The 19,865-nt window shown below is 62.6% G+C and carries 17 protein-coding genes and 1 tRNA gene; 10 read left to right on the top strand and 8 right to left on the bottom strand.

Annotated elements, in window-relative coordinates; all coding sequences use genetic code 11:
* Positions 1-195: 195 nt before the first annotated feature.
* From F3H96_RS18785 to F3H96_RS18775, 3 genes are all read left to right on the top strand, one after another.
* Positions 196-280 (top strand) — tRNA-Leu (locus F3H96_RS18785).
* A gap of 93 nt (positions 281-373) precedes the next feature.
* Positions 374-1,675, top strand: coding sequence for a tyrosine-type recombinase/integrase (locus tag F3H96_RS18780; RefSeq protein ID WP_149803218.1), 1,302 nt, complete (start codon positions 374-376; stop codon positions 1,673-1,675).
* A 3-nt stretch (positions 1,676-1,678) separates the two neighbouring features.
* Positions 1,679-2,281: a hypothetical protein gene (locus tag F3H96_RS18775; protein WP_149803217.1), complete on the top strand. Its 603-nt coding sequence runs from the start codon at positions 1,679-1,681 to the stop codon at positions 2,279-2,281.
* Between the two features lie 45 nt (positions 2,282-2,326).
* On the opposite strand, the gene F3H96_RS18770 is transcribed toward F3H96_RS18775, so the two are convergent.
* Positions 2,327-3,262, bottom strand: coding sequence for a nucleotide-binding protein (locus F3H96_RS18770; RefSeq protein ID WP_149803216.1), 936 nt, complete (start codon positions 3,260-3,262; stop codon positions 2,327-2,329).
* A complete protein-coding gene (locus F3H96_RS18765) occupies positions 3,252-3,548 on the bottom strand; it encodes a hypothetical protein (RefSeq protein ID WP_149803215.1) in 297 nt (98 codons plus the stop codon). The genes F3H96_RS18770 and F3H96_RS18765 overlap by 11 nt, the downstream gene beginning before the upstream one ends.
* 355 nt (positions 3,549-3,903) lie before the next feature.
* Here F3H96_RS18765 and F3H96_RS18760 point away from each other — a divergent pair, with 355 nt between their 5' ends.
* The 4 genes from F3H96_RS18760 to F3H96_RS18745 all read left to right on the top strand — a co-directional run bounded on the left by F3H96_RS18760 (position 3,904) and on the right by F3H96_RS18745 (position 7,385).
* Positions 3,904-4,545 (top strand): recombinase family protein, encoded by a 642-nt coding sequence (locus tag F3H96_RS18760; RefSeq protein WP_149803214.1) that lies wholly within the window; start codon positions 3,904-3,906, stop codon positions 4,543-4,545.
* Positions 4,542-5,096: an HNH endonuclease gene (locus tag F3H96_RS18755; RefSeq protein ID WP_149803213.1), complete on the top strand. Its 555-nt coding sequence runs from the start codon at positions 4,542-4,544 to the stop codon at positions 5,094-5,096. Before F3H96_RS18760 ends, F3H96_RS18755 begins: the two co-directional genes overlap by 4 nt.
* Before the next feature lie 101 nt (positions 5,097-5,197).
* Positions 5,198-6,514 (top strand): hypothetical protein, encoded by a 1,317-nt coding sequence (locus F3H96_RS18750; RefSeq protein ID WP_149803212.1) that lies wholly within the window; start codon positions 5,198-5,200, stop codon positions 6,512-6,514.
* 295 nt (positions 6,515-6,809) lie between these two features.
* Complete coding sequence (locus F3H96_RS18745) at positions 6,810-7,385, top strand: hypothetical protein (protein WP_244620061.1); 576 nt, start codon at positions 6,810-6,812, stop codon at positions 7,383-7,385.
* Here F3H96_RS18745 and F3H96_RS18740 read toward each other — a convergent pair.
* The 3 genes from F3H96_RS18740 to hsdR are packed head-to-tail and all read right to left on the bottom strand — an operon-like array spanning position 7,380 to position 13,761.
* Positions 7,380-8,801: a restriction endonuclease subunit S gene (locus F3H96_RS18740; protein WP_149803211.1), complete on the bottom strand. Its 1,422-nt coding sequence runs from the start codon at positions 8,799-8,801 to the stop codon at positions 7,380-7,382. The two genes, F3H96_RS18745 and F3H96_RS18740, sit on opposite strands and share 6 nt — an antisense overlap.
* Positions 8,798-10,264 carry an N-6 DNA methylase gene (locus tag F3H96_RS18735; RefSeq protein ID WP_149803210.1) on the bottom strand — a complete coding sequence of 489 codons (1,467 nt, stop codon included), beginning with the start codon at positions 10,262-10,264 and terminating at the stop codon, positions 8,798-8,800. The genes F3H96_RS18740 and F3H96_RS18735 overlap by 4 nt, the downstream gene beginning before the upstream one ends.
* Positions 10,264-13,761 (bottom strand): type I restriction-modification system endonuclease, encoded by a 3,498-nt coding sequence (gene hsdR, locus F3H96_RS18730; RefSeq protein ID WP_149803209.1) that lies wholly within the window; start codon positions 13,759-13,761, stop codon positions 10,264-10,266. The genes F3H96_RS18735 and hsdR overlap by 1 nt, the downstream gene beginning before the upstream one ends.
* Before the next feature lie 752 nt (positions 13,762-14,513).
* On the opposite strand from hsdR, the gene F3H96_RS18725 reads away from it, so the two are divergent.
* The 3 genes from F3H96_RS18725 to F3H96_RS18715 all read left to right on the top strand — a co-directional run bounded on the left by F3H96_RS18725 (position 14,514) and on the right by F3H96_RS18715 (position 17,329).
* On the top strand, positions 14,514-15,233 hold the full coding sequence (locus F3H96_RS18725; RefSeq protein WP_149803208.1) for a hypothetical protein: 720 nt from the start codon (positions 14,514-14,516) through the stop codon (positions 15,231-15,233).
* A gap of 88 nt (positions 15,234-15,321) precedes the next feature.
* The gene (locus F3H96_RS18720; protein WP_149803207.1) at positions 15,322-16,995 is read left to right on the top strand and encodes a cyclic nucleotide-binding domain-containing thioredoxin-disulfide reductase; all 1,674 of its coding nucleotides are present in this window, start codon (positions 15,322-15,324) and stop codon (positions 16,993-16,995) included.
* A 25-nt stretch (positions 16,996-17,020) separates the two neighbouring features.
* A complete protein-coding gene (locus tag F3H96_RS18715) occupies positions 17,021-17,329 on the top strand; it encodes a UBP-type zinc finger domain-containing protein (protein WP_188131452.1) in 309 nt (102 codons plus the stop codon).
* A 29-nt stretch (positions 17,330-17,358) separates the two neighbouring features.
* On the opposite strand, the gene F3H96_RS18710 is transcribed toward F3H96_RS18715, so the two are convergent.
* From F3H96_RS18710 to F3H96_RS18700, 3 genes are all read right to left on the bottom strand, one after another.
* On the bottom strand, positions 17,359-17,535 hold the full coding sequence (locus tag F3H96_RS18710; RefSeq protein ID WP_149803205.1) for a hypothetical protein: 177 nt from the start codon (positions 17,533-17,535) through the stop codon (positions 17,359-17,361).
* A gap of 129 nt (positions 17,536-17,664) precedes the next feature.
* Complete coding sequence (locus F3H96_RS18705) at positions 17,665-18,471, bottom strand: aspartate/glutamate racemase family protein (protein WP_149803204.1); 807 nt, start codon at positions 18,469-18,471, stop codon at positions 17,665-17,667.
* Positions 18,472-18,510: 39 nt separating this feature from the next.
* Positions 18,511-19,752, bottom strand: a complete 1,242-nt coding sequence (locus F3H96_RS18700; protein ID WP_149803203.1) for a D-amino acid dehydrogenase — start codon at positions 19,750-19,752, stop codon at positions 18,511-18,513.
* Positions 19,753-19,865 lie beyond the last annotated feature (113 nt).

Raw genomic sequence — 19,865 nt, 5'->3', positions numbered from 1 at the left:
CAATGATTTCGCCAATCGCCAGCGTTGCAAGAAGAGCGCCGACGCTGCGGCCGGCCCCTTCTCCCCGTCACTATACGGGGAGAAGTGCCCGGCAGGGCGATGAGGGGCAGCGCGACGCTAGGAAGAAGAGAGCCGGCGCCGACGAAAAAAGCGCGTTGACACATATCGTTTGCCCGCTTACATGAGCCCGCACCAGCCCAGATGGCGGAATTGGTAGACGCGCACGGTTCAGGTCCGTGTTCCGCAAGGAGTGGAGGTTCGAGTCCTCTTCTGGGCACCATTTCTCTTCGGAGAAGCCAGTAATTCCAAGGAAATCAAGGCGTTGAGTATCCCCGGAGGTCCACCCAAGAGGCCCTCAGGAGGAACACCCCGCGTGCAGATCGACCTGCCCTACGTCCAGCAGCCCTCAGGCAAGAAGCACTACCGCTACCGGCGGAAGGTTCCGGGCTTCCTGAAGCAAGCCCTTGGAAAGACCGAGATCGTCAAGCCGCTGGGCAGTACACATGCCGAGGTGCTGCGACATTACGACCGGGTCCACAAGGAGGCCGAGGCCGAGATCAAGGCCGCGATGCGCGGGAAGCCGAAGAAGACCCCCGAGAAGACCGCGCTTGAGAAGTACCAATGGGCAACCCGGCAGGTGGCCGAGTGGGGGCCGATGGATGAGGCTACAGCTGACGCCTTGGCCGACCATCTTGAAGAGACCGGACAGCCTGAGCTTTACCGCGCCTTGGTGGTCCCCGACCGGAAGGCACCCGCGCCCACGCTTGCGGATGCCATCAAGCTCTACCTCAAGGACAAGGTTGAAGGGACCGCTGACGAGACCAAGAAACAGCAGCGGATTGACCGTGTGCAGGGTCACGTCGTGAAGGCCCTGAACCGTGGTGATCCTCAAATCAGGTCATTCACGAGGGCCGACGCTCGGGAAGTCAGGGACCACATGCTGACCGAGAAGCCGATCCCCGCACCTTCCACGGTCCACCGTTACCTGAACGACCTCCGGGCAGTCCTCAATCACGCCACCAAGGAGATGGACGAGCTGAGGGGCTGGCTCAGCCCATTCAACGGGTTGGAGGTCAAGAAGGAGACGTTCGCCAAGGAGGACCGCAAGTCATTCACCGACGGTCAGCTCAAGGCCACCCGAGCGCGGGTGCTTGGTCATGCATCAGACGATCTTCAGCGTGTCTGGCGGATGCTGGAGGGAACGGGGTGCCGGCTGGCGGAAGTCATCGGGCTGATGGTCGAAGACGTTCACGCCGAAGGTGAGTGCCCCTATCTCGACCTCAGGTTCTTGCCTCACAGGCGCCTGAAGAACGCCGGCAGCGTTCGCCGGGTGCCGCTGGTCGGGGACGCGCTCAAGGCTGCTCAGGAGGCCCACGAGGCGGCTGGGGATCGCGCCTTGCTGTTCCCGACCTACGCTCGTGAAGGCGGCGCTTCGGCAGCATCACAGGTGCTCATGAAGCACGTCCGTAAGGTGGTGACCGACCGCAAGGTGACGGTGCATTCGCTGCGGCATACGCTCAAGGACAAGTTGGTCAAGGCCGACGTGGCGGAGGCTCTGCAGAACATGATTTTGGGCCACTCGTCGGGTGCCGTGAGCGAGGCTTACGGCGGACCCGAGGCGCGGCTTGAGGCGGCGACGCGGGCGCTACAGAAGGCGCTGGGAACGGCAGCCTGACGAATGCCTGATGATGACGATATAGACCTCGAAGAGTTCAAGCGCGCTGTTGCCAGCCTCCGCAAGGGCGGCGGGTACCGCCACTCCAAGAGGGGGTTTCGCGACAGGGAAGAGTATGACGACGCTGCAAGCGCGCTCACGGCCTTGGGGCTTGAGTACAACAGCCTAACACACCGGGGAAGGGACGACCCACCGGACTGCGAGGCAGTTGTCGACGGTATCCGCTGGGGTGTCGAGATTGTTGAGCTTGCTGATCAGCAGACGTTGGAGACGCGCGAGACGACCGGCCAGCGACCACACCGCATCTGGACGCGAGAGGAGTTCGTGGGCGAAGTCGGAAGGCTGATTTCAGTCAAGGACAGCCCCTCGAAGCTGAAAGGCGGGCCATACTCGCGGTATCTCCTCGTTGTTCGGACGGAAGAGTTGCACCTGACCAAGGCATGCTTGGAGGAGTACCTCACCGGCGTGGCTTTCAGCTGCTCTATGATCACCGACGCCTGTATCGCCTTGGGGTATCACCCGAGCGGCCCGGACAAGGAGAGCGAGCCATATCCAGCCGTCAGGATCACCCTCCGGCGCTTGGTGGGCTTGTCGGACGCTCGGTGAGGCATGTAAAAGCGCAGGCGAAGTGCAGCGCAACGCCGCAGATGCTCAGGCGAACATGCGGTTGGCGTCAAAGTCCAGCTTGGTGGCCTTCATTTCCTGCACGAGCTTTGATTTCCACCCCTCTGCTGGGTCCAAGTCGATGTACAGGACCCCGTAGAGATCAGACGGAATTTCAACGTTCCCTTTGCGGAGCAGGCACACCCTTCCGCGTCCGAGGTGTCCGGCAAAGTAGCCAAGCTCGAAGATCACGTTCTGGCGGGCGCGCTGGTTCTGTTCAGTCGCGGTCTTCGCGGCACCGACGTCATCGGGCGTCAGCAGCACCACCGCAAAGCCTACTTCACCGGCGATGTCTTCGTACTTCTCGATGATCGTTCGACCTTGGTTGGGCTGCTCTCGCAGGACAATCGGCTCCAGTTTCAGCTTCTCAAGAAACCTCGCGAGGCCATGGAGAGCATCGTCATCGTGACCGTGAACGATGAAGACCTTGTTTGAGCCCGCGCCAGCCAATCGCGCCTCCGTGTCGTTGTGTGCTGCGGCAAGCATCAGGTGGGTGCCGCTGTCGCTCCTGCTTCCGACGTAGGATTTGTAGTCGCGTACAAAGGGGATCAGCAGTTGCCGAACGACAGAGTGGATGGCGTCGGTGAGCTTGCTGCCCGAGTGATAGTAGTGGTGGCCGAAGGTGAGCAGAAATTCGGGTTTCTGAGCGAACCTGAAGATCAGTTGCAGCGTCAGGCCCAGAGTCTCGCGTGGGTCTTCCGGCCAATCCAGGGTATCGGACCCAACGAGCCCCTCGCTCGGAGTTTGACCACCGAGGAACTTATCCAGATCGAGGCCCTCGATTAGCTCGGCATTGACCTCGGTAAGTTCAGGAGACTGCAGCAACCGGGCCAGGGCCTTGAGAGGCCGCTGATAGCTCTGGTACTGCGATGCCTGAAGGTCAAGAACCGCATTGTTGATCTCTCGGAACAAGTCAGTCGCCATCGACTTCGTCGCCATCCCTAAGCCGTGCCTCTGCGGCGCGCTCCAAGATCCCCTGCCTGTATTGCTCCTTCATGCCTTCGATCAGAGGTGCAATCACGGGGTTCGTTTTATAGGGACCAAGGCGCTCGTCAATCATTGTTTCGACGCTCAGTATCGCGGCCTCAATGCTGGCAGGGTCTTGCGGATCGAAGCTCACAGTTCCCAGTTCTCCGTCGACTTCCTTGAGAGCCCTTTGAGCTTGCTCAAGGGTCTTCGTGAGCTTGTCGAACCCGGTTATTTTGATCACCTCACCCCCCTATGGATCAGCGATGTTGCGCGTCAGTAGTACGACGTATCGTCAATTCTGTCAGAACATCAAGCGGATTGGACAGCCTCAAGCAGTTGCTCACGGCAACCAGGGGACTTTTTTCAGGAAAAACTTTCGAGCGCCCCTCTGATCATGAGCCCGCGCGGGATTTCCCCCCTTGCCCCTATCCCCCCTCCGCCCCTTTTTTGACGCGCCACGGTAAGGCCGTGTTTCACCCCGGTCTGCTTGGGTGTGCCCTTTCCGAACCGGGTCTGAATTGGTTCGTGAAATGCCCCTTGACCACTCAAAGCGAACCACCTATTAGCGAACCAGTCAAATCGAACTGGAGGGCACCATGACATTCATCCGAGCCTACCTCAGGGCCTCGACCAAGGAGCAAGACGCTGGCCGCGCGCGAGGCGACCTTGAGGCGTTCTGTCGGGAGCGGGGGCTGACCATCGCGGCCACCTACGAGGAGAACGAGAGCGGCGCGTCGCTGCACAGGCCGGAGCTGTTTCGGCTGCTCAGGGACAGCAAGCCGGGCGACATCCTGCTTACCGAACAGGTCGACCGCCTAAGCCGCCTTTCGGACAAGGACTGGGAGCAGCTCAAGCGTGAGATCAAAGATCGAGAGGTCAAGGTCGTGGCGCTGGACTTGCCGACATCGCACATGATGCTGAAGACCGAGGACGCCTTCACCGGCCGGATGTTCGACGCGATCAACGGGATGCTGCTTGACATGCTCGCCGCCATTGCCCGCAAGGACTACGACGACCGACGCCGCAGGCAGGCTCAGGGGATCGCTAAGGCCAAGGCTGAGGGGCGCATGAAGGGTCGCCCCGAGGACGCGGAGCGCAACGAGGCCATCTTGGAGATGCTGCGGAAGGGCCAGAGCTGGAACACCATCGTTCGAGCTACCAACTGTTCACGGTCGACCTTGGCGAAGTTGGCGAAGCGCCTCGCGCCCTTCGACGCGCCCGGGAGCCGTGCGTCATGAAGCTCGACAGCGTCAAGAAGTACCTCCGACACCAGAGCATCATGCGGCGGAAGAGTACGTTCTCCAATGCCTTCGCTTCCGCCTTGGCGCCGTATGATGAGTTCTCGCGAGAAGCGGTTGCAGCCGCCCTTCGCGACCTCGGTCAGGACCCTGATGGCGACTTGGTCTGCGCCTACTGCGGTCACACGGCCCAAACATGGGATCATGTGTTCAACCGTGTGATCGCTGGTGAGTTCTCGGGGCACGGGCACCGGATAAGGAACCTCGTCCCATCTTGCCGCACCTGCAACGAGAGGAAGGGGCAGAAGCCTTGGCGCGACTGGCTCCGATTGCTGGCGCCGCCTGATGAGAATGAACGGGTGGCGAACTTCGAGAGGTTCCTCAGCATGGCAGACGCCGCGCCACTTACCTCTGACGACATGAGGCACCGCACGCACGCCGAGCTAAGTCGATTTCTCGAAATCCGCTCCGAGGTGTTCAAGCTGTTGAAGGAGGCTGACGACCTTGCCGCTATCATCCGAAGCCGCGTTTCGACACGCCAAGCAGAATGACTGGGTGGACATCATTTGTTGTTTGAGCGTGGGCGTTGCTCCTGATACACGCCTGCCTCCCCGTCAGTGCGGGGTGGCCAGTTTGTCGTGTCAGGACGTGAATGGATCAGCTTATTTCAGTCGGCGTATCGGAAGACGAAGAAGGCGAACGTGATCGTCCGTTCAATCCATACCGCTTCGCCGCCTCGGAGACCACCAAGGGCATCGTCAGGGAGGCCGTCGGACTTCTCGCGAGCTATGAGGACCGCTTCGGTCTCAGGCGCAACAAGAGGCGCCCCAGAGATCAAGAGACCTTCGAGCAAACCGTCGAAGCCATACTGTCGGACCTCATCCACGGTCAACTCGTCGGTGGGTCAGGCATCTTCGTCACCCGCTCCAACCGTGTTCTGGGGGCGAAGAGCCGCTATCGGCCTACAGTGTACAGCAAAGTGTTTCCGGCCACCCTCGACCTCTTGTCGAAGCCTGAGATGGCATACGTCGAGCAAGACATCGCCCCCGACATTCAGGGCGCATCGCGATCCACTGTCATCCGTCCGGGACAGCGACTGCTTGATCGCATCGCCGAGCATGGGGTTGCCCTCGACGATCTGGATACACACCAGACCGGCGAGACCATCGTTCTGAAGAGGTCAAAGGACCGCGACGACTTCTGGGATGATGGCGGGCGTCTCGACTATCAGGATGATGGTATGACCGACCGTTTCCGGGCGGAGATGTCCGACATCAACCAATGGCTCCAAGAGGCGGACCTCCAATTCGACTGGAGAGGCATCGCTTGGCCACACACACCGATTGCCCTGCGGGACCGAAGACTGCGGCGGGTGTTCACCCAAGGTCGGTTCGACAGCGGCGGGAGGCTGTTCGGTGGCTTCTGGCAGCAGCTTCGCAAGGACGAGAGGCGGGTCGGCTTGCGCATCAGCGGCGAGGAGGCGGTCGAGCTCGATTACGGTCAGGCTGGCGCTCGCATCCTGTACGGGATGGCGGGGCAGCAGCCACCCTCAGACGACCTCTACCACCTGTGGGGCTATGTGCAGCAGCGCGAGGGGATCAAGCGGGTCATGAGCGCGATGATCTTCGCCGAGAAGCCTCTTGAACGGTTCCCCCAGGACACGCGCAAGCTGTTTCGCCGGAGTGACAAGATCGCCGAGGTGGTCGCAGCCATCGAGCAGAAGCACGAGCTGATCAGGGATCGCTTCCATCGCGGCCTTGGGCACGATGTCCAGTTCATCGAAAGTCAGATCATGGTGGGCGTATTGCTCATCATGAAGGCGAGAGGGATTACGGCATTGCCGATCCACGACGCTCTGATGGTTCCCGCGTCCGCTGCTGCGACGGCGAAGGAAGTGATGCTCTCAGTCTTCCGACGGGTGGCGGGTGTCGAAGGAACTGTCACCCAGTCAGAGGTCGAGACCACATGACCGATGACCTTCATCCTTGGGCTATTCGGTACGTCGTTCCCCTCTCTTCTGTCACTATTGAGATGTCTATCCTGTCCATGTTCCTCCTCACTTCTGCATCAGTTGGACCTTCAGTGGCCCATAGGTGTTCACCCCGCGCTCCCCTTAGGGGGACCCGAGATTGACCGAGAAGCTGATCCGCAGACGAGAACGCAAAGCTGAGGTCAAAAGCCGGGCGGCAGAACCCAGTTCGATGTTCACACGCTGCCGAGTGGTCGGCTGCAGCAGACCCGCTCGTGCTGGCACAGGAGACGGCTTGGACACACGGTTCTGCCGTCCCCATGCTGACCACTACGCCCGCCACGGCAGCCCTTACAAACGCTCCTACGGCGCACGAGAGATCAACCCCTACCGGGCTGCCGCGTTGGCATGGCTTGAGGCGAACCAGACTGACAAGCACGTGGCTAATGCGGTCGACCGAGTGGCCACGCTTCTGCGAACCGCAGGGCCTCACGTGGAGGCTTTCCGGCTGCGTGGGCTGTCACCACAGGAACGCGCAAAGGCCGCTTGGGCGAGGCTACGGAAGGCCGGCGTCGACCCTCGCCGTGTGGTCGCCGCTTGGCTGGCCGTTGAGATGATCATCAGCGACGATCCACAGGCTGAGCGGAAGGCCGAGTTCAAGCAGGTGCAGGCCGCCAAGCTCGTGCATCGGATGGCGTCAGGAACGCACAAGCGGTGGAGCGAGGGTCCGACCGCCACCGAGATGCACGTCTACCCAAGGCCGCGTGGAAGGGTCCTGAGGCACATGGGCGAGGCGCTGGAGACGGCCTGCGAGCTTCTGGTCGAGCATCGGGGCTCGGGCCTGTTCAATCGAGCCCGGGCTAAATCATGAAGTCAAAATCCTGCCGCTGGACTTTTTAAGGGAGAGCCGCAAGTGGCGTCCTGCCCTGATCCGATCCAGCAGCACGTCGGCGGGTTCGTCGGCGGGATCTTGTGGCACGAGTTCTCCCCGGAAGGCCTTGGCGAGGACGGATCGGTCGAGGTGGTCGATCAGCCCGCGCGCGCTGGTCACTTGAGTTGCAAGGCGGTCTATCCATTTGAAAGCGACGTCGATGCGGCGGACGATTTCTTCCTGTTGCTCCTTGGAGCAAATCGGAATTGGCAGGCCGCCGACCTTGGAGATGCTCAAGGTATGCAAGCCCGAACTCGACGACGCCACTGTCTCGATAGAGTTGCGCCCCTGCGGCGAAAGCAGCCAGAAGAGCGCGTATGGGGGCATGACGTCGGCTCCCATGCGAGCTCGGATCAGATGGTTCTGGTGCGCGCATCCCGGCCGCTCGCCCGTCCAAAGGGCGACACGACCGATTTGGTCGAGGCTGCCATTGCCCTCTACGATCAAGAGGTCTCCTGGCTGTAGCAGCGTTCGCTGATATTCGGCCTTAGTACAACCTATCTCAGTCACTTCAGCCAGCCGCAGTTCATTGGCGTAGACGTTGGCTACGCGGAGATACGGGACGCGAAGCGGTAGAGAGTTGCGGGAAGCGTTCTTGGTCAGACCGCCACTAATCGCAGCGACGGCACCCATTGAGGTCCACGACCATCCTATTGGGAGGACGCTCAGGTTCGTAAGGCGCCCATCTATGCCGCGATCGTCGTATGCAATTCGGCCTTCCTCACTCCATCCCCGCGTCAATTCCCCTCGGAACGCCGACGCCAGCACGGCCTGCTTGTACTTCTCGACGAGGCGGGGGATGTGGTCGAGGTGATCGCGGGCGCGTCTGGATTTGCCGGTCAGGTTGTCGATCTTCGCCACGATCCGCCTTTGCTCGGGGATCGGTGCAACCGGGACCGCAAGTTCGGCGGCACGGCTCCCCGACAACTCTTTGAAGGTTGTCCCGCTCGCCTTGCTCTCAGCGTAGTCCACCGAACCCAGTAGGTAGTGCCGCAGGTACTCTGGACTTAGCCCGCTCTTTAGAACGAAGCTCTTGAACCCTTGGTTTGTGCTGATTTCTCCATCCGCAATGGCGCAATACCCGATGGGCGCTCGCGATGAGAACAACACCGTCCCTGCCGGCATGATGCGGGCTGCACTGACCCGATAACCCCTCTCGCTAAGATCACGACGGCCACGGGAGATGTAAACATCTTGATAGCCTGTGAGATCAGCGGGCGTGAGCCACGGAATGCCATGCTGAGCGAAGTTGCTGTCGTCGCCGGTCGAGGGCGTACCGCCACCTACAACCTCGGCTAATTCACCGATAGAGGCCCATGCCCAAGTCGATGGTACTTCCCATCGCATCTCACTCATTCTGCTGCCTCCGCCACAGCAGCAGCTTCCTCGACGCTATCGGGCTCGATCTCCTCCGAGAGCGCCTCGATCTCTCGCAGCGCGGCCTGGAGGTGGCCAATGATGGCGGCGGCGATGTCTTCAGGCTCGGTTAGCGCCTCCTCGGCCTCGGTCTCGGTGTCGCGCAGCCACGCAATGTCGAGATTGTCGTTGCGGGCTGTAATTGCCTCGCGTTTGAAGCTGCGCCACCGGCCTTCCTCCCCCTGATCCTTCCGCTCGGCCTTGCCATTTGGATCAGAGCCGTAGGCGGTCTCGAAGTCGGCGAAGTCGGCGACAGTCAATGGACTGGTCTTGCCGAAGGCGGGCATGTTGGCCCGCATGTCATAGACCCATACCGCGCTCGTGTTGCCCTTGTCGGTCTTGCCGCGCTGGAAGAACAGCACGTTGGTCTTCACGCCCTGCGCATAGAAGATGCCGGTCGGCAGTCGCAGGATCGTGTGCAAGTTGCAGAGGTCCATCAGCCACGTGCGCAGCCGCCGGCCTGTATTGTCCTCGAACAGCACGTTGTCCGGCACCACCACTGCAGCACGACCGCCGGACTTGAGGGCGCGGACGATGTGTTCGACGAAGGCAAGCTGCTTGTTCGATGTGTCCGCCGTGACCGAGAAGTCAGAGCGCGTCGGGCGACCGCCACCCTTCTTGGTGCCGAAGGGCGGATTGGTGAGGATGAGGTCTGCCTTCGGCAGCGCCTCTCCGTCCGGCGACAGCGTGTCGATGTTCTCCACGCCTCCTTCGATGCCGTGCAGCAGCAGGTTCATCATGCAAAGCCGGTGCGTGTCGGGCACAAGCTCGGCCCCGACAAAGGCGTTGTGTCGCTGGAAGAAGGCTTGCCCCTCCGGCAGCTTGTAGAGGTCGTCGGTGTGATCCTTGATGTAACGGTCGGCAGCGACGAGGAAGCCGGCCGTGCCCGCCGCCGGGTCCTGCACTGTCTCGCCTGGCCGAGGCTGCATGAGACGCACGATGGCGTCGATCAGCGGACGTGGCGTGAAGTACTGCCCGGCACCGGATTTCTTGTCGGAGGCGTTCTTCTCCAGCAGCCCTTCATAGAGATTGCCCAGACCCTCCTCTCGGGCTGAGAACCAGTCCAACTGGTCGATGTTGGAGGTCAGCGCCTTGAGATTGGTCGGCTTGCGGAGGCGTGTCTGCGCGTCGGTGAAGATTGAGCGGACAAGCCCATCCTTGGCCTTGCCGAGGTCGAGGAGCATTGCCTTGTAGTAGTCGAGCTGCTCCATGCCCTCGCGCTTGGCGAGCAGTCCCCAGCGGTAGTTGTCCGGCAGCCGGTTCTCCCGTCCAGTCTCCTCCAGCATCTTCAGGAACAACAGGTAGGTCAGCTCGGTCACATACTCGTTGTAGGTGACGCCGTCGTCACGCAGGACGTTGCAGAGGCCCCAGAGTTTGGCCACGATGTCGGTGGTGCTGGTCATCAGGCGGTCTTCTTCCACATCTCTTCGTTGATCTCGGCGAGCAGGGTTTCGAGCCCGCCCCCGAACACCTTGTTGAGCCGGTTGAACCCTCCATCGGCGATAAAGGGCTCTTTGTCGATGGCTTCGCGGTCGACGATCACCTCTTTCTCGATCTGTTCGCCGATGCGCTTCAGCCACCGCTTCTGCGGCTCCTCCCATTGGTGGTTCGCCATGATGGTCCGCATGGCGGCTCGCACCCGGTCGGCATAGGGCTTCAGCGGGTCGCCTATTGCGGCTTGACGAACGAAGCCGATGATAGAAGCGGCAATCTCCTCGTTTGTCGCGTCCGCCCATGCCCGGCGCAGATTGGCTTCGGAATAGCCATTGCGGTCGAGTGCGAGACGAAGCTCCTTCAAGTCGGCGCGGGTCAGATCGCGGGGGCGCGTTACGACCAGCTTCAGCGCGGCGATGGTGTTGACGTTGCCACGAACAAAGGCGGAGAACCCGTCGAGGAAATCTTGCGGCTTCGTCGCCCCACCATAGCCACGGGTGACGGCCACAACCTCATCGGCATGATGCGAGATCGGGACGAAGCGCGGGGTATCGCCATCACTCTGCCAATCCAGGATCGGGCCAACGGCGGAACGATCCTTCAGCCATGCCGCTAAGGCCGCAGCATCGTCGGCCAATAGGCGCCGCAGCATTGCCTCCGGCGTCTCGCCCGCAACCGCCTCAAACCGCTCTCGGGCGTCCTCAGGCAAGTTCTTCAGGCGACGGCGCAGCTTCACGGCAAGCTGCTCGCGGATCGTGTTGCGATGGGCGTCTTCGGTCGCGTCGACCAGTTCGCCCACGAGCTGCTCGAAAGTGATCGAGGGATTGACCACGACCGGCTTCATGTCGGTGAGGTCCTGAAGATGCGGATAGAGGTCGACGGCATCGAAGATGCGGAACACATCCTTGCCGATCTCGGGGCATTGGCGTGTCGCTCGCCCGATCATCTGCTCGTAGAGGATGCGGCTGTTGACCCGGCGCAGGAAGACGAGATTGGTGATCTTCGGCACGTCGATACCGGTGGTGAGGAGGTCGACGGTCACCACGATCTGCGGATTGGCATCGTTGCGGAACGAGCGGATCAGGTTCTGCACCTTGTCCACGCTGCCGGTGATCTTCTTCACAGCCGCGTCGTCGATCTCGCCATAGGCTTCGGCGAACGCCTTCTTGATCGCGCTCACCACTATGTCGGCATGGGCGTCGGTGGCGGCGAAGATCAGCGTCTTGCCGGGAAGTGCCGGGTCGATGTGCCTCGCCAGTTCCTCGGCAACCACGCGGTTGAACTCCGGCGTGATGACCTGCTTGTTGAACTGGTCTACCTCAAAGCGGATTTCGTCGGGAGCGTGGGCAAGGTCGATCTCGCCGGTCTGCGTGTTCAAGAGGTCGAGTTGCTCGTCTTTCTCGAACTTGATCCCGGCCCGCGCCAGGGCTGTCTCGATGCGGACAGGCGGTTCATGGTCGATCAGGTGACCGTCGATGACTGCCTCGCGGTAGGAGTATCGGAAGATTGGATCGCCGAAGATGTCGGTGGTATGCAGCGCAGGCGTGGCGGTCAGCCCAATCTTAACCGCATCGAAGTACTCCAGCACGCGCCGGTACTTCGAGATGTAGTCGTCCTGGCCACGGAAGCTGAGTTCCGCGTCCGACATCTCCCGGTCGAGAAGATAACCGCGATGGCACTCGTCGATGACCATCAGGTCGTACTGATCGACGGGCGGGGCTTCCGAGGTTTCGGCGAACAGCACCCGCTTGACCAGCCCCTGAATGGTGCAGATGTGGACCTTAGTTTCGACCTCCGGCACAACGTCGTCCAATCCCTTCAGGCCGAAGATTTCGGCGAATGTCTTACCGGAGACGACCTTGGTGGTGGAGAACTCACCCTGGGTCTGGTGCCCGAGCGCGCTGCGGTCGACGACAAAGCAGATGCGACGAAACCGCTTGGCCGACAGTAGCCGGTAGAGCAGGGCAATGGCGAGCTTGGTTTTGCCGGTGCCAGTCGCCATCGCCACCAGCATCGAGCGTTGCTCGGCTGCCAAGGCAGTCTCTACGGCCCGAATGGCCCCTTCCTGATAGGGCCGGAGTGGGAAGCCGAACTCGAACGGCTCGGTCTTCAAGGCGGCGGTGGCGGCGTCCTGATCGACCTCCAGAAGCCCAGCCAATCCCTCCGGTGTCAGCCAATCCACAAGCGCGCGACGGTGATTGGCGCTACGCCGCGTGTCGCGGAACCAGATGCCGCTCGCGGTTTCGATCTGCTTCAGATACGAGCGCCCGTTCGCGGCGAAGACGAAGGGCACGCGATGCTCGCCCCATGGCCCGCCCGCCATGACGAAGTCGCCGCTGTTGCTGATCCCGACCGAGTAGCGTTCAGCTTGGTCGATGGATGCGGACACATTCTTTCGTTGGCGCTTGGCCTCCACCACACCGACAAGGGTCGTGCCGACGAACAGAGCGTAGTCAGCCGGGCCACTGGCGGTCGGCCACTCGGCAATCGCCATGTTGCGGCCCTTGGCAGGGCGGACACCGGCACTATGCCGCAAGGCCTTTGTGTCGGCTTCCCAGCCACGATCACGAAGTTGTTGGTCAATGAGGGCGCGGGTCTGGCTCTCGTCAAGTTCGATCTTCGCTGCGGCTTCCTCGCCGCGTTCGACCAGTTCGGCAACTTCGGAGCGTGGCGCGGAGGCGGCCTCGGCTTGAATGTTGGCGAGCTTGGCGGCGAGTGCTGCTTTATCGGCTTCGGTCTCCGCCGGCTCGAACCCAAGAAAGGGAGTGGAAGCCTCGCTGAACCCGTGAGACGGGACCGCCAGCCCCGCCTGGAGGCTGGCAAGCTGGGCTACGATTGCCGTCTTCTCAGCCTCGCTCTCGCGGGCAAGCTGCTCCCATACGATCCGTTCCTCTGCCTCGCGCTTGAACTGTTCCTCGACCGTCTCGCGGACGCGGATTTGCTCCTCGGCGTCGCGGCGGGCGATGGTGGTTGCCTCCTCACTCTCGGCGATCTTGCGGCGCAGCGCCTCGATCTCTTCGCGCAGTGGTGCAGTGGCGTCGACGGGCTCGGCCGGAGGGACGAAGGGACCGGGGTTGAAGCCAGGCTGCCTGCCATAGGTACGGTGGAACCAGACACCAAGCGACCGGGCATTCTTCAATGCGGTCAGCGCAAGGCCGTACGAGCCCTTGATCTCGTGGGCCGCATCGTTCCCGACGTTCTTCAGCGCGTGGAAGAGATCGGCGACTTCCCTCGGGATGATGCGCTCGTAGGAGAGCCGCCGAAGCAGATCGTTGAAGGTCTCGCGCTCGTCGCGATAGGCCGCATGGCTTGCGGCAATCAACTTGGACATCAGCTCCGCGAACTGCCGTAACTTGAAGATCGCGGTCGAGGGGTCGTCTCGGAAGTAGCGTTCCGCGAACGCGCCGAGCGTTGCAAGGCGCTGGTCGTGAGTTGCCAGAAACGCGAAGTTGGATGTGCCGCTCATTACTCCCCCGAAGCAATCGTTGCACAATTTCCCTAACGAAGCACGTCTGTTTATGCCGCTGAGGTGTTACGCAGGCAGCAATTCGCATTGCGCTACTGGGGACGAATGTCAAAGCGCGCTGGTCAAGGAAGTCGACCGTGCGCTATGGGTTTGCCGACGTATTCCCGCCCAAGGTTGCGGGTTGCATTAGAAGGACGAACCGTGCGCCCTCAGCTTCTTTCGATTGTTTTTCTACTAAGTTCATCGCCAGCGTATGCCCAAGCCGTCGAGAGCCCTTCAGTTTGGGAATACGCATCCGGTCTCGCAGTTTTGCTGGGATTAGCGGCTTTGCTCTATTCGCTCATCAAGCTATGGCGCCAAGCTGCGGTCGCCACTCTGGCTCGACTGATAAAGGCGAGGCGCACTTTGTCGGACATCGCCCGTGAGGCCAGTGACCGGGCAGATCAGTAGATCTGGAAGCTCGCCCTATGGTGGCTTGACGGAGGTACACCGACAAGACATCTTTGAGGTCCACCGAAGCAGGACCCGCCGGAGACGCTTAGACGCTTCAATCCCTTGGTACGCACGGCTTTGCGCCAGATTGGCGGGCAGTTCGATACTGCCCCTGCTACGCCTCTTCTGGGCACCAAATTCCCGTTTCGGACGATCTGAAGCGATGAGCAAAAAGCCCGGATTTTCCGGGCTTTTTTGTGCCTGCAACTCGTCTCGGGTTGAACCGTTCCTATCTTGTCGTGTTAACCCGAGGTTCCGTGATGCCGAACCTGTTCAAGGAATGGAAGGTTCTGCCGCATGGCAGGCTCACTCCTGTCGACGACAATATTCTGACGGTGACCGGCGACATACCGATGCCCGTCGGCAACATGAAACGGCGCATGACTGTCGTGCGATTGCGCGACCAGCGGCTCGTTATCTTCAGCGCCATCGCGCTTGACGACGAACAGATGCGCCCGATCGAGGCCTTCGGCCAGCCTGCCTTCCTGGTCGTCCCTAATGGTCATCACCGGCTCGATGCAAAGCCGTGGAAGAACCGCTATCCTTCGCTTCAGGTGATTGCTCCGCCGGGCGCGCTAAACAGCGTGGAGAAGGCGGTACATGTCGATGCGACACGCGGCGACTTTGGCGATCCCGACGTCAAGCTCATCACCGTCCCCGGAACCCGTGATGGCGAAGCGGCGCTGCAAGTTGACGGACCAAACGGCACGACGCTGGTTCTCAATGACGTCGTCGGCAACATCCGCGATGCATCCGGCTTTGCCGGGTGGGCATTGCGCATGATGGGATTTGCCGGTGATGAGCCGCATATACCCTGGCCGGTCAAGCTGACGTTGGTCGGCGACAAGGCGGCACTCGCAGCGCAATTGACACGATGGGCGGAACAGCCGACGCTCAAGCGCATCCTCGTCTCGCATGGCTCCGTCATCGCCGATGATCCAAAGGGGGCGCTGCGCAAGCTGGCGACGTCACTCGGATAAAGCGTGGAGGCTGTTAACCAACCTCCCCTTCCGGTCAGTCCCCAACAAACCGCTTCAAACCCGGTCACCTCGGCGCTACGGTTCGCCCATGGCCCCTGCCGTCAGCCCGACCATCGCCGCCCGCCGCGACCAGATGTTCCCGATCCTCACGGATGCGGATATCGAGCGTATGCGCCGCTTCGGCGAAGCGCGCGCCTACGGCGCCGGCGATCACATCGTGACGGCAGGCACGGTTTCGCCCGGGCTGATCCTCATCCTTTCAGGCAAGGTCGACATCACCCAGGCCGGCGGGCTCGGCCCGCGCCAGGCGATCATCACCTACGGCGCGGGCAATTTCATCGGCGAGCTGGCGCAGCTTTCCAACCGGCCTTCGCTGGTCAATGCCGAGGCGGTCGAGCCGGTCGAGGCCATCGTCATTCCCTCGCAGCGGCTGCGCGACCTGATGGTGCAGGAGGCCAATCTCGGCGAGCGCGTCATGCGGGCGCTGATCCTGCGCCGCGTCGGCCTGCTCGAAAGCGGCATGAGCGGACCGATCGTCATCGGTCCGCCGGGCAATGGCGACGTGCTGCGCCTGCAGGGTTTCCTGCGGCGCAGCGGCCTGCCGCACCGCGCGCTCGATTCCGACACCGACCCTTGCGCCCAGACGCTGATCGAGCGTTTCCATGTCGATCCGCATCATTTGCCGATCGTGCTTTGTCCGAACGGCAAGCTGATGCACAATCCGGGCGAGAACGAGCTTGCCCGCTGCGTCGGGCTGCTGCGCCCGGTCGATGCCGGCAAGGTCTATGACGTGGCGATCGTCGGCGCCGGGCCGGCCGGGCTGGCGGCCGCGGTCTATGCCGCCTCCGAAGGGCTGTCGACCATCGTGCTCGACTGCCGCGCCTTCGGCGGCCAGGCCGGCGCGTCCTCCCGCATCGAGAATTATCTCGGCTTCCCGACCGGCATTTCGGGCATGGCGCTGATGGCGCGCGCCTACAACCAGGCGCAGAAGTTCGGCGTCGAGATGGTCATCCCCGACGAGGCGAAATTGCTCGACGAAGGCAGCGACGGCGCCCGCTACAGGCTGGCGATCGGCGACGGCGAGAGCGTGCGCTCACGCGCCGTGGTGATCGCCAGCGGCGCCCGCTACCGCCGCCTCGATGTCGCCAATTTGGCGCAGTTCGAGGGCACCTCGGTGCATTACTGGGCCTCGCCGATCGAGGCCAGGCTTTGCCAGGACCAGGAGGTGGCGCTGGTCGGCGCCGGCAATTCGGCTGGGCAGGCGGCCGTCTATCTGGCCAGCCAGGTGCGCAAGGTGACGGTGCTGGCGCGCCGCGGTCTCGACGCCACCATGTCGCGCTACCTCGTCGAGCGCATCGAGGCGCAGCCGAACATCGAGGTGCTGACCGGAACCGAGGTCGAGGCGCTCGAAGGCCAGGACGGCAATCTGGAAACGGTCCGCTGGCGCAACCGGGCGACCGGCGAAGAGACGACGCGCGCCATCCGCCATCTCTTCCTGTTCATCGGCGCCGACCCGAACACGGACTGGCTGGCGAATTGCAACGTCGCGCTCGACGACAAAGGCTTCGTGCGCACCGGACCGGACGTGGCGCCGGGCCATGGCGCGATGGAAACGAGCCGCGGCGGCGTGTTCGCCATCGGCGACGTGCGCTGCGGCTCGACCAAGCGCGTCGCGGCCGCCGTCGGCGAAGGCGCGCAGGTGGTCGCGGCCTTGCACGCCTATCTGGAGCGGACCGGCGGCCGCGCCGCTGAAAACCAATAGATCAGGCCGAGCCCGCCAGGAGACCATGTTGGACGAATGCAGGCATACCAAGGACATCAAAAGGGTCACGCCGAGCGCGCTCGGCTGCGAGGAATGCCTGAAGAGCGGTTCCTGGTGGGTGCATCTCAGGCTCTGCCGCACCTGCGGCCATGTCGGCTGCTGCGACGACTCGCCCAACCACCACGCGACAAAACATTTCCATGCCACGCAGCATCCGGTCATCGAGGGCTACGACCCGCCGGAAGGCTGGGCATGGTGCTATGTCGACGAGGTGTTCATCGACCTCGAGGGCGATACGACACCGCAGAACGGCCCGATCCCGAAGTTTGTTTGAGGCTGCACCGCAAGCCCGCCGCGTCCGGCTTATCGTACCGAGCTCGTTACCGTCGGATCGACGGCATCGGGCGCGGATTTGCGCTCGTTGCCGGCGAGAATACCGATGACGAGAAGGCTAAGCACAACCGGCACAAACAGGATGGCGACGCGCGCCTGCACGTAGAATATGGCGCGCCATTCATTTCGCTTTTCGTCGTTCATCATGCTCGCTCTGTGGTGCCCCCCAGCGGGACATAGACACGAAGCGTTAAACATCTCCTTCCGATTCGGTTAACGCGAGGATTTTGAAAGCGTAGGCAATGATAACCGCGCGGCCGGCATGGCCTCTCGGAATCACACGGCCTTCAACGCAAACAGCCTGCCGCCGGCCGGCACGACGTCGTCGATGCCGGCGAGCCGCAGGCAGTGCCAGGCCATGGCGTGATTGGAGGAGGTGACGGGAATGCCGATGCGTCGTTCCAGCTCCGCCACCGCCTCGGCCACACGCAGGCTGGTGCAGGAGATGAAGATCGCGTCGACGCCGGGCACTTGCGCCATGCGTTCGGCCGCCGCCTCGATCGAGGCGAGAGAGATGCGAGCCGCCTCGCGGTCGTCGCGGCGGTCGAAGGTGGCGACGGCGGCTATGTCGAGGCCGCGACCGGTGAAGTAGCGGACCAGGCCCTGGTTGATCTCGGGCGCGTAGGGCGTGAGCAGGCCGATGCCCCTGGCGCCGAGCGCCTTGAAGGCGGCCAAAGCGCCGGTGACCGGCGTGGTGCAGGCGACGCCCGGCCGCGCCTTCCTGATCTCGGCGAAGACGGCCTCCTCGCCGAGCGTCATGGTGGCCGAGGTGCAGCCGAAGCCGACGACATCTAGCGGGATGCTGGGCAGGATGAGGTCGACGGTCGGCGCGATGCGCGGGCCGATGGCGCGCAAAGTGTCGGGCGTGATGTCGTTGTCGTTGAACAGGCGCGCCTCGTAGAAGGCGACGCCCGGAATGCGGATCAGGGCGCGGAACTCATGCTCCAGCGTCTGGTCGGTGGCGAGGATCGCCAGGCCGATCGCCGCGCGCGAGGCGAGGCCACCGTCGATCTGCGACGGCAGCACGCCCAGATCGACCGGTCCGGAGGCGGGGAGCGGCGCAGCGTCGAGGTTGGCGGACATAGCTTTCCCTTTCTTGTCGGAGCGGGACCGATCCTGCTCTCAGTTCAAAAGTCCGTCCATCGAGATCGCCGGCTCGCGGCCGGCGATCAGGTCGGCGGTGATGCGGGCCGAGCCGTGCGACATGGTCCAGCCGATATGGCCGTGCCCGGTGTTGAGATAGAGGTTGCGCAGGCGGCGCTTGCCGAACTCGGGCAAATTGTTCGGCGTCATTGGCCTGAGGCCCGCCCACATCTCGGCGCGGTCATAGTCGGCGCCTTCGGGATAGAGCTCCTCGGTCACGCCTTTCATGAAGGCGAAATCAGCCGGCTTGTGGCTGGTGTCGTAGCCGGCGAACTCGGCCGTAGCGGTGACGCGCAACCGGTCGCCGAAGCGCGAGACGGCAACCAGATTGTGCTCGTCGATTGCCGCGATGGTCGGCGGCGCCGGGCGGTTGCCGATCGGGATGGTCAGCGAATAGCCCTTGATCGGATAGATCGCCAGGCTGATGCCGACCGTGCTCGCGATCAGCGGGCTGTAGGAGCCGAGCGCCAGCACATAGGCATCGCCCTTGACGCTTCCCTTGTCAGTAAGCACCTGGGCGACGCCGTCGCCGAACGTCTCCATGCCGGTAATGGTGGTGCCGGTGCGGATCTCGCCGCCGCGCTCGACCACCTTGGCGGCAAGCGCCCGGGTGAACTTCGCCGGGTCGCCGGTCTCGTCGGTCGGGCAATGGATGCCGCCGGCGATTTTTTCCTTCGCCGAGGCCAGCGACGGATCGAGCGCGACCACGCCGTCGCGGTCGAGCACCTTGATCAGCTGGCCGTCGGATTCAAGCAGCCGCATATGCTCGACGCCTTTGTCGAGCGCCTGCTGGCTGCGATAGAAATAAAGGATGCCGCGATCGTTGCGGTCATACTCGATCGCCTCGTCGGCGACGACCTCCTGCAGCACCGATTGCGAGTAGACGGCAAGCCTATGCTTGAGCAGCGTGTTGCGCCTGGCCTTTTCGGCCGTGCATTCCATCAGGAACAGCCAGGACCAGCTGTAGAGCCTAGGATCGGCCGAGAGCTTGAAGCGCAGCGCCTGGTCCTTCAGCACCAGCGATTTCAGCAGGATCAACGGCGCCCTGGGTGATGACCAGACGAAGGAATGTCCGGGCGCGATCATGCCGGCATTGCCCCAGCTGGTCTCGGCGGCGACCTCAGGCTGCCGCTCGAGGATGACCACCTCGTGCCCGTCCTTCTGCAGCTGGTAGGCCGTGGTGACGCCGACCACGCCGCCACCCAAGACGATCACGCGCATGGCGCCTCCGGGGATCGCAAGCCGGCACACTGTAAAGTGTAAGCTGCAGTCTGCAATGGCACACATACCGGGATGTCAGCGGGACAGCGCCCCCCTCTGGCCTGCCGGCCATC

Source organism: Mesorhizobium sp. NFR06 (assembly GCF_900115245.1).
Lineage (GTDB): Bacteria > Pseudomonadota > Alphaproteobacteria > Rhizobiales > Rhizobiaceae > Mesorhizobium.
This window is presented reverse-complemented; position numbering and strand designations above follow the sequence as displayed.